Raw genomic sequence first — 2329 nt, 5'->3', positions numbered from 1 at the left:
AGTAATGGAACATCGAGGACAGGGGATCAAGTTGGCCACGCATCGCTGTCAGGACAAGGGTTCGGAAGACCAGGCTATGACATTTGCCAGGGCCGTTCGTTCACTGGGTTTTGCATCAACCTGCTAAAGGTTGTGTCAATCCACAATGAGGAATCGATGCTGCGCGCTAGTCTTTGAGCTCTCTGACCGGTGACGGCTTGCTCGGCTCGGGGATCGCGCACCAGCCAGTCGTGCCGCGCATGCTGATCGTCCGCATTGGCCGAGGATCAGCGGCTGAGCCTGTGGGCTCACCGACCGCTCCACTCGAGAACCTGACGGGCCAGATTCGGAAGCACATGTCCCTTTCTGAAGGACATTCTGATCAATTGAACGCCGGCTTCGCACGAGTGGGGATTATTGAATTTCTACTGACACCAGAATCACTGGACCACAGCGCCAACTGCTAAACTTCCGCACACGGTGACTTGGTGTAGCTGGATAGCACAACGGATTGTGATTCCGCAGGGCCTAGTTCGAGTCTAGGAGTCACCCCAAAAGGACCAAAGATGAGCCTCCTCCGGAAGCTACGTACCGCTGAGGTCAATGTAGGGGCGTCGAAGAGCAAGGCCGCGTGGTACCGGGGGCAGTCTTGCAACTCATGGTCTCTCGCGCCAAGGCTCTTTCGAGCAGGTCATCGGAAAGACTACTTGTGTCGCGCCGAGAACGCAGCGTTCGCAGACTTCCGCAGTAGCGCACACCGCTTTCTGGATATGGGAGGCATGCGCGACTCCTGGGACTACCTCTCCGCTATGCAGCACTTTGGGGTTGCAACAAGGCTCCTAGACTGGACAACTGAGTTCGAGATTGCGCTGTACTTCGCGATAGCGAGTATCCGGGGCCTAGAAATCAGCAAGCCCGAGGCATGGCCCTGTATCTGGGTGCTTAATCCCTACCGCCTGAACTACCTCTATGCCAAGGACGATGTGATATTCGATCGCGCGGATCCGATTCCATTTGACTTCTACGCGGCCACGGTTGCGTGTATCAAGGAGGACAAGCCATGGCCGCACGACAGTCCGATAGCAGTCAACCCTGGCTTCTCCAATCGTCGAGTGGAAGCGCAACATGGCAGATTTACGGTTCATGGCAACAACATTTCCCCGTTCGAGCGCGGCATCAATCCGACCGGTGACTTCTGGGGCCTTGAAAAGGTCGTTATCGATCCGAATGACTGGGGTGAGCTCAAGAGCAACTCGGTACGTCGGCCAGCAGCTCACCTACGTATTTATCCTGACATTGAAGGCTATGTGCGCTCACTGAATCACGAGATGAAGGTGTAATTGGGAATGGCACCAGCGAACCGTGCCGACACCGAACATGCCGATCCCGCTACCGCGAATTCCGCCTCGGCCAAGAGCCGTCCGACGCAGCCGGTACCGAGCTCCGAACGGATGGAAGTCTCAATTAGGCCTACCGCGGTCCGTTCGTCACAGCCGTCGTTCAAATTGAAGTCCAAAACGCGAGACGGTGCGCGGGTGCACAAGGTCTACTTCACGCCGGCGACACCGTGCGATCGGCTTCTGGTACACAGCAGTGTCGAACCGGTGATCAAAGAGCAGCTGAAGGCGCAGTTTGAAGGCCTCGATCCCGTGCAACTGCTGCAAGAGATCCGGCATGCTCAGCAGGTGTTGAGTGACATCGCGGCCCTTGACGTTGGTGCCGACGTAATGACTGCGCGCCCTTCAGAGCTTTCAGACTTCGTTTCGAGCCTGGCCACAGCATGGAAGGACGGCGAAGCGCGACCGACGCACCGCAAGCGGCCCACTGCCAAGCGATGGTGGCGAACGCGGGTGGATCCATTTGCCGACGCGTGGCCGGTGATCGAAGGCTGGCTGATTGCTGAGCCCTCTGTGACGGCTAATGTACTGATGAATCGATTGGCGACGATGATTCCAGACGCCTACGCGACCAAGGCGAAGCTGCGAACGTTGCAGCGCCGGGTCAAGGCTTGGCGTGCAGCGCGCGCAAAGGGGATGGTCCTGGGCGCCGTTCGCAAGCTGGCCATCACACCGGCCGAAGTGTGACGCAGCATCAGCACGGCTTCGAGGCCGACGGGGACCGGGCGCTACGCTTCCGGTCCCCGTCGGCCTCGAAGAAGCTGAAATAGACGACTCAACGACAACCAAACGGCGGGTAACATCACTTCGTGAGGCAACACGACCGGTTGTCAATGCCGATCTAAAACTGACACGCTTTTGCCCATATTGCCGATTTAAAACTGATACACCCCCAAGTCATAGTCATGCGCTTTGCTCGCCCTGGAGAGAGGGCCGAAGGCCCGAACGTAGGG

At 57.8% G+C, this 2329-nt stretch carries 2 protein-coding genes and 1 tRNA gene; all 3 read left to right on the top strand.

Annotated features, from left to right (window positions below; all coding sequences use genetic code 11):
* The first annotated feature begins 458 nt into the window (after positions 1-458).
* Positions 459-531 (top strand) — tRNA-His (locus GQB03_RS22560).
* A gap of 14 nt (positions 532-545) precedes the next feature.
* A complete protein-coding gene (locus GQB03_RS22555; RefSeq protein ID WP_159694045.1) occupies positions 546-1319 on the top strand; it encodes an FRG domain-containing protein in 774 nt (257 codons plus the stop codon).
* Between the two features lie 195 nt (positions 1320-1514).
* A complete protein-coding gene (locus GQB03_RS22550; protein WP_200832412.1) occupies positions 1515-2063 on the top strand; it encodes a hypothetical protein in 549 nt (182 codons plus the stop codon).
* The last annotated feature ends 266 nt before the right edge of the window (positions 2064-2329 follow it).

This window comes from Cognatazoarcus halotolerans, assembly GCF_009800965.1.
Classification (GTDB): Bacteria; Pseudomonadota; Gammaproteobacteria; order Burkholderiales; family Rhodocyclaceae; genus Cognatazoarcus; species Cognatazoarcus halotolerans.
Note: the sequence above shows the minus strand (reverse complement) of the source record. Positions and strands in the feature narration are given on the sequence as shown.

What these genes read in the sequence shown, in the direction of transcription:
- GQB03_RS22555 (WP_159694045.1), top strand. Translation starts at nt 546, where the DNA reads ATGAGCCTCCTCCGGAAGCTACGTACCGCTGAGGTCAATGTAGGGGCG.